At 69.3% G+C, this 7,220-nt stretch carries 8 protein-coding genes; all 8 read left to right on the plus strand.

Going from position 1 to position 7,220, the window contains the following annotated elements:
• Nucleotides 1-32 precede the first annotated feature (32 nt).
• From hisG to hisIE, 8 genes are read left to right on the plus strand one after another with little or no spacing between them, the layout of a single operon-like run.
• Nucleotides 33-944, plus strand: coding sequence for an ATP phosphoribosyltransferase (hisG, locus tag R5H29_RS21675; protein WP_164144271.1), 912 nt, complete (start codon nucleotides 33-35; stop codon nucleotides 942-944).
• A complete protein-coding gene (gene hisD / locus R5H29_RS21680; protein WP_332329817.1) occupies nucleotides 941-2,236 on the plus strand; it encodes a histidinol dehydrogenase in 1,296 nt (431 codons plus the stop codon). The genes hisG and hisD overlap by 4 nt, the downstream gene beginning before the upstream one ends.
• Nucleotides 2,233-3,327 (plus strand): histidinol-phosphate transaminase, encoded by a 1,095-nt coding sequence (gene hisC / locus R5H29_RS21685; protein WP_332329818.1) that lies wholly within the window; start codon nucleotides 2,233-2,235, stop codon nucleotides 3,325-3,327. The genes hisD and hisC overlap by 4 nt, the downstream gene beginning before the upstream one ends.
• Entirely contained in the window at nucleotides 3,324-4,397 is a 1,074-nt protein-coding gene (hisB, locus tag R5H29_RS21690; RefSeq protein ID WP_134731463.1) for a bifunctional histidinol-phosphatase/imidazoleglycerol-phosphate dehydratase HisB, read from the plus strand. Before hisC ends, hisB begins: the two co-directional genes overlap by 4 nt.
• Nucleotides 4,394-4,996, plus strand: coding sequence for an imidazole glycerol phosphate synthase subunit HisH (hisH, locus tag R5H29_RS21695; RefSeq protein ID WP_332329819.1), 603 nt, complete (start codon nucleotides 4,394-4,396; stop codon nucleotides 4,994-4,996). The genes hisB and hisH overlap by 4 nt, the downstream gene beginning before the upstream one ends.
• Entirely contained in the window at nucleotides 4,993-5,727 is a 735-nt protein-coding gene (gene hisA / locus R5H29_RS21700) for a 1-(5-phosphoribosyl)-5-[(5-phosphoribosylamino)methylideneamino]imidazole-4-carboxamide isomerase (RefSeq protein ID WP_332329820.1), read from the plus strand. Before hisH ends, hisA begins: the two co-directional genes overlap by 4 nt.
• The gene (gene hisF / locus R5H29_RS21705) at nucleotides 5,721-6,497 is read left to right on the plus strand and encodes an imidazole glycerol phosphate synthase subunit HisF (RefSeq protein ID WP_332329821.1); all 777 of its coding nucleotides are present in this window, start codon (nucleotides 5,721-5,723) and stop codon (nucleotides 6,495-6,497) included. The genes hisA and hisF overlap by 7 nt, the downstream gene beginning before the upstream one ends.
• A complete protein-coding gene (hisIE, locus tag R5H29_RS21710; RefSeq protein WP_134731467.1) occupies nucleotides 6,487-7,107 on the plus strand; it encodes a bifunctional phosphoribosyl-AMP cyclohydrolase/phosphoribosyl-ATP diphosphatase HisIE in 621 nt (206 codons plus the stop codon). Before hisF ends, hisIE begins: the two co-directional genes overlap by 11 nt.
• Nucleotides 7,108-7,220: the final 113 nt, after the last annotated feature.

Genomic DNA, 7,220 nt, shown 5'->3' on the forward strand with positions numbered 1-7,220 from the left:
CGCGCCCCGTTCCGAACTTCGAGACCTCCCCCATGAGTGCAACCCAGGCAGCGCCGGCGCGAGACCGGCTGCGTATCGCCATCCAGAAGAGTGGCCGGCTGGCCGAGCCCGCCCGCAACCTGCTCAGCGCCTGTGGCCTGAGCTGGCGGGAGAGCCGTGACAAGTTGTTCTGCTACGGCGAATCGCTGCCGGTGGACCTGCTGCTGGTGCGCGACGACGACATCCCGGGCCTGATCGCCGACGGCGTCTGCGACCTCGGCATCGTCGGCCGCAACGAGCTGGACGAGCAAGCCGCAGCACGTCGCCAGATCGGCCTGCCCGACGCGTACCAGGCGCTGCGCGGGCTGGGCTTCGGCCAGTGCCGGCTGATGCTGGCGGTGCCCGAGGAATGGCAGTGGCAGGGCCCGGCGCAGCTGGCCGGCACCCGCATCGCCACCAGCTACCCGGCCATCCTCAAGCAGTGGCTGGCCGACCAGAACGTGGATGCACAGGTGGTCGAGCTGTCCGGTTCGGTGGAAATCGCACCGCGCCTGGGCACGGCCGACCTGATCTGCGATCTGGTGTCCAGCGGCGCGACACTGCGCGCCAATCAGCTGACCCCGGTACACAACCTGCTCGACAGCGAAGCAGTGCTGGCCGGTGCAGTGCGCGTACCGGATGATGCGCGCGCATCGCTGCGCGCGATGCTGCTGCGTCGCCTCGACGGCGTGGTGCAGCGCCAGGACCGCAAGCTGCTGATGTTCCGCGCCAGCGAGGATCGCGTCGACGCGCTGGCGCAGTTGCTGGCCGATGCCGAGCCGCTGGTGCGGTTGCCGGCCGATGGCGGTGCGCTGCGCCTGCAGACCATGTGCCCCGGCCCGCTGAGCTGGCAGCGCATGGAAGAACTCGAGCGCGCCGGCGCGCAGGGCCTGATGGTACTGAGCGTGGAGCGGTCGCTGGCATGAACCGTCTGATCTGGTCCCGACTTGATGAGGCCGCGCGCAGCGCGGCATTGACCCGCCCGGTGCAGACCGTGGCGCAGCAGACCCGCGACGCGGTGGCGACGCTGATTGCACAGGTGCGCGCGCAGGGCGACGACGCGCTGCGTGCGATCACCGCACGCTTCGATGGTGTCGAACTGTCGTCCTTTGAAGTGAGCGAAGCCGAGTTCGCTGCGGCCGAAGCCGCCGTACCCGGCGAACTGCGCCAGGCCATGGTGGACGCGGCCGAGCGCATCGCCCGCTTCCACGCCGCCGGCATGGGCAAGGGATACGCAGTTGAAACCGCGCCGGGCGTAGTCTGCGAACGCATGCTGCGTCCGATCGGCCGGGTGGGCCTGTACGTGCCAGCCGGCAGCGCGCCGCTGCCGTCCACCGCGCTGATGCTCGGTGTTCCGGCACAGCTGGCCGGCTGCCCGCAGGTGGTGCTGTGCACGCCGCCGCGAGCCGATGGCAGCGCAGACCCGGCCGTACTGGTGGCGGCGCGGCTGACCGGCGTGCAGCGCGTGTTCAAGCTGGGCGGCGCGCAGGCGATCGCTGCGATGGCCTATGGCACCGTCAGCGTTCCGGCCTGCGACAAGCTGTTCGGGCCGGGCAACAGCTTCGTGACCGAAGCCAAGCAGCAGGTCGCGCAGGATGGCGCCGCCGCCATCGATATGCCGGCCGGTCCCTCCGAAGTGCTGGTGATTGCCGATGCTGGTGCCAATCCGGCGTTCGTCGCCGCCGACCTGCTGTCGCAGGCCGAGCACGGCCCGGATTCACAGGTGCTGCTGCTGACCGACGATGCCGCGATGCTGGCCGCGGTCGAAGTCGAGGTGGAGCGCCAGGTGGTCTTGTTGCCGCGCCAGCAGATCGCGCGCCAGGCCTTGTCGGCCTCGCGCCTGATCCAGGTCGATTCGCTGGACGAGGCCTTCGCGATCAGCAACCGCTATGCACCCGAGCACCTGATCTTGGCCCTGCGTGATCCGCGCGCGTGGCTGGACAAGGTGCAGGCCGCCGGCTCGGTGTTCCTGGGGGATTACACCCCCGAAGCACTGGGCGACTACTGCAGCGGCACCAACCACGTGCTGCCGACCGCCGGTGCCGCGCGTGCCTACAGTGGCGTCAGCGTTGCCAGCTTCCAGAACCTGATCAGCGTGCAGAGCGCCAGTGCCGCCGGCCTGGCCGCGATCGGCGGCTGCGCGCGCATCATCGCCAGCGCCGAAGGCCTGGATGCCCACGAGCGTGCGGTGGCATTGCGCATGGAGGTGGCGGCATGAGCGCGGCTGTCGAGGAGGTGCTGGCGCTGGTGCGCCCGGATCTGCTGGCGTTCGCCGGCTACAGCTCGGCACGCAGCGCAGCGGTGCAGGGCGAGGTCTGGTTGAACGCCAACGAGTCCGCCTGGGCCAATTCGGCCGACGCGGCTGGCAGCAGCCGGCGCTATCCGGAGCCGCAACCGTTGGCGTTGCGCGAAGGCTTGGCGGCGCTGTACGGCGTGACGCCACAGCAGCTGCTGGTCGGCCGCGGCAGCGACGAGGCCATTGATCTGCTGGTGCGCGCGCTGTGCGTGCCGGGCCGCGACGGCGTGCTGGTCACGCCGCCGGTGTTCGGCATGTACGCCGTCTGCGCACGCCTGCAGGGCGCCGCATTGATTGAAGTGCCGCTGGTGGACAGCGAAGATGGCCTGCGTGCCGATCTGGATGCGGTGATCGACGCGGCCAAGGCGCAAGGTGCCAAGCTGGTGTTCCTGTGCGCCCCGTCGAACCCGGCCGGCAGTGACATCGCCCTGGATGAAGTCGAGCGCGTGGTGGTTGCGCTGCGCGGGCAGGCGCTGGTGGTGGTGGACGAGGCCTATGTCGAGTACGCGCAGCGGCCGTCGGCGACCACGTTGCTGGCCGCGCACGCCAACCTGGCGGTGCTGCGCACGCTGTCGAAGGCACACGCGCTCGCGGCCGCTCGTGTTGGAACGCTGATCGGCGCCCCGGAACTGATTACCGTGCTGCGTCGTTGCCAGGCGCCGTACCCGGTGCCGACCCCGTGCGCCGAGCTGGCCGTGCAGGCCCTGCAGCCGGCCGCGCGGGCACGCACCGCCGAACGCGTGGCCACGGTCATCGCCGAACGCGAGCGCCTGCGAACGGCACTGGCCAGCCTGCCCGGTGTACGCCGGGTGTACGCCTCGTCCGGCAACTACCTGCTGGTCCGCTTCGCCGATGCGCAGGCGGCGTTCGACACGTTGCTGAATGCCGGCGTGGTGGTGCGCGACCAGCGCGCCGCGCCGCAGTTGGGTGATGCACTGCGCATCAGTATCGGCAGTCCCGAAGAGAACGACCGCGTGCTTGCGGCCCTGTCGGCGCGGAGGGCCGCAGCATGACCCCGATCCTGTTCATCGACCGCGACGGTACCCTCATCGAGGAGCCGTCCGACTTCCAGATCGACGCCTACGAGAAGCTGCGCTTCGTGCCGCAGGTGATCCCGGCGCTGCTGAAGCTGCGTGACGCCGGCTACCAGTTCGTGATCGTCACCAACCAGGATGGCCTCGGCAGCGACAGCTACCCGCGCGCCAGCTTCGATGGCCCCAACGACCTGATGCTGCAGATCTTCGAGAGTCAGGGCATCACTTTCCGTGACGTGCTGATCGACTGCAGCTGGCCGCAGGACAATGCGCCGACCCGCAAGCCGGGCATCGGCCTGATGACCGCCTACCTGCAGGACCGCAGCATCGACTGGGCGCGCTCGGGCATGGTTGGCGACCGCATCACCGACCTGCAGTTCGCCGAGAACCTCAACATCCGTGGCTTCCAGCTGCGCACCGCGCAGTTCGGGGGCGAGTGGGACTGGCCGGGCATCGCCCACGCGCTGGCCGACGCACCGCGTACTGCCGTGGTCCAGCGCAATACGAAAGAAACGAAGATCCGCGTGGAACTGGACCTGGACCGTGCCGCTGATGCACGCATCGCCACCGGATTGCCGTTCTTCGACCACATGCTGGAACAGATCGGCAAGCATGGCGGCTTCGCGCTGGACATCCAGGCCGAGGGCGACCTGCACATCGACGAGCACCACACCATTGAAGACACCGGGCTCGCATTGGGCCAGGCCCTGCGCGAGGCGCTGGGCGACAAGCGCGGCATTGGCCGCTACGGCTTCACCCTGCCGATGGACGAGACGCTGGCCAGCGCCGCACTGGATTTCAGCGGCCGGCCCTACTTTGTGTTCGAGGGCGAGTTCAAGCGCGAGCGCGTGGGCGACATGCCGACCGAGCTGGTGCCGCATTTCTTCCGCTCGCTGTGCGATGCCAGCGGCCTGAACCTCAACCTGCAGGTACGCGGCGACAACGACCATCACAAGGTGGAGGCCTGCTTCAAGGCGCTGGCACGCGCGCTGCGGCCGGCGTTGGCCCGGCAGGGCACGGCGTTGCCAACCACCAAGGGGGCGCTGTGAGTGACGTTGCGCTGATCGATGCCGGCGGTGCCAACCTGGGCTCGGTGCGCTATGCACTGGAGCGTCTGGGTGCGACGGTGCGGCTGGTGCGCGATGCGGACGGCCTGATCGGCGCGCAGCGGGTGATCCTGCCCGGTGTCGGCGCCGCCGGTCCCGGCATGCAGCGCCTGCACGCGCAGGGCCTGGTGGACCCGCTGCAGCAACTGGAGGTGCCGTTGATGGGCATCTGCCTGGGCATGCAGCTGCTGTTCGAGCGCTCCGAGGAAGCGGGTGTGGAGACACTGGGCCTGATTCCCGGCGTGGTGCGCAAGCTGGTGCCGGCCTGCGGCATCCGCGTGCCACACATGGGCTGGAACCGGCTGCTGCCACTGCGCGAATCGCTGCTGCTGCGCGGCGTGCCGGAGCGTGCCAGCGCCTACTTCGTGCACAGCTATGCGGCGCCGCTCAATACCCACACCGTCGCTGCCTGCGACCACGGCGGCCTGTTCACTGCCGTGGTGGAGCAGGGGCGTTACTACGGCGCACAGTTCCACCCCGAGCGCTCCGGCGAGACCGGCTCGCTGATGCTGCGCAACTTCCTCGAGGGCACTGCTGCATGAGTTTCATCGTCTACCCCGCGCTGGATATCCGCGACGGCCGCGTGGTGCGGCTGCGCCAGGGCGACTACGCGCAGGAAACCTCGTATGGCGATGATCCGTTGCCACGCGCGCAGGCCTTCGCCGCGCAGGGTGCGCAGTGGATGCATCTGGTCGATCTGGACGCTGCGCGTGCCGGTGGCTACACCCTTGCGCCGCTGCTCGCGTCGATCCGTGCGCAGACGCCGCTGCAGGTGCAGACCGGCGGTGGCGTGCGCGGTCGCGACGACGTGGCGCGCATCCTCGATGCCGGCGCCGGTCGCGTAGTGGTCGGCTCGCTGGCCGTGCGCCGTCCCGATGAGGTGGTGGGCTGGCTGGAGGAATTCGGCGCCGAACGCATCACCATTGCGCTTGACGCCCGCCAGGATGCACAGGGCCAGTGGCAGCTGCCGGTGCACGGCTGGACCGAGAACGCCGGGGTGACCCTGGACGTTCTGGCTCAGCGCTACGCACGCGCCGGCATGCGCCACCTGCTGTGCACCGACATCGCCCGCGACGGCATGCTGGCCGGGCCCAACATCGGCCTCTACCAGCACCTGTCGGCATTGCTGCCGGGCGTGGCGGTGCAGGCGTCCGGCGGCATCCGTGACGTGGCCGACGTTGCCGAAGCGCGACGTGCAGGCTGCGGTGGCGCGATCCTTGGCAAGGCGCTGCTGGAGCAGCGCATGGACCTGTCGGAGGCACTGGCATGTTGAGCCGGCGCATCATTCCGTGCCTGGACGTGCGCGATGGCCGCGTGGTTAAGGGCGTGCGTTTCCGCGACCACGTCGACATGGGCGATATCGCCGAGCTGGCGCAGCGCTACCGTGACCAGGGCGCCGACGAGCTGGTGTTCTATGACATCGGCGCCAGCCCCGAGGCGCGGTCAGTGGACGTGGCCTGGATCGAGCGCATCGCACGCCTGATCGACATTCCGTTCTGCGTGGCCGGTGGCATCGACAGCGTGGAAACCGCGCGCCGCGTATTGTTCGCCGGTGCCGACAAGGTGTCGATCAATTCGCCGGCGCTGGGCCGGCCGGAGCTGATCACCGAGCTGGCGGACGAGTTCGGCGTGCAGTGCGTTGTGGTGGGGGTCGATTCGGTGCGCGAGGCCGACGGGCAATGGCGGGTGCGTCGTTTCAGCGGCGATCCGGACAAGACCCAGGCGGTGCCGCTGCGCACGCTCGACTGGATCGTCGAAGCGCAACGGCGTGGAGCCGGCGAGATCGTGTTGAACTGCATGGACAGCGATGGCGTGCGCCGCGGCTACGATGTCGCACAGTTGCAGCAGGCGCGGGCACTGTGCCAGGTGCCGCTGATCGCCTCTGGTGGCGCCGGTGCGATGGAACATTTCGCAGAAGCCTTCGACCAGGCCGACGTCGATGGTGCACTGGCGGCGAGCGTGTTCCACAGCGGCGCCATCGCCATTCCAGAATTGAAGCGCTGCCTGCGCGGACAGCAGATCGAGGTGCGGGATGTCTATTGAAGTCAGGCCGTCGTCGGACGCATTGCAGGCGCTGGACTGGAGCAAGGGCGACGGCCTGCTGCCGGCCGTGGTTCAGGATGCCGACACCCTGCAGGTGCTGATGCTGGGCTATGTGAGTGCCGAATCGCTGGCGGCCACGCTGGCCATCGGCCACATGACCTTCTTCAGCCGCAGCAAGCAGCGGTTGTGGACCAAGGGCGAGCAGTCCGGCAACGTGCTGGTGGTGCAGTCGATCAGCGTCGACTGCGATGCCGATACTTTGCTGGTGATGGCACGGCCGGCGGGGCCAACCTGCCACACCGGTGCAGAGAGCTGCTTTGACCAGGCGCCGAAGGATTTCCTGGGCGGGCTGGGCCAGCTGGTGGCGATGCGTGAGGCGCAACGCCCGCCGGGCAGCTACACCACCAGCCTGTTCGAGGGCGGCATCCGCCGTATCGCGCAGAAGGTGGGCGAGGAGGGCGTGGAGACCGCATTGGCCGCCGTGGCGCAGGATGACGAGGCATTGCTGGGCGAGGCGTCGGACCTGTTGTACCACCTGCTGGTGCTGCTGCGCGCGCGCGGCCTGTCGCTGGATGATGCGCGCGCGGTACTGGAAAAACGCCATCGTTGATGTGCGGTAGTGGGGGGGCCGGGGGGCCCCCCCCCCCCCGGCCCGCCCCCCACAGGCACGGCCGGCGGGGCCAACCTGCCACACCGGTGCAGAGAGCTGCTTTGACCAGGCGC

The organism is Stenotrophomonas sp. A3_2 (assembly GCF_036624925.1).
Lineage (GTDB): Bacteria > Pseudomonadota > Gammaproteobacteria > Xanthomonadales > Xanthomonadaceae > Stenotrophomonas > Stenotrophomonas hibiscicola.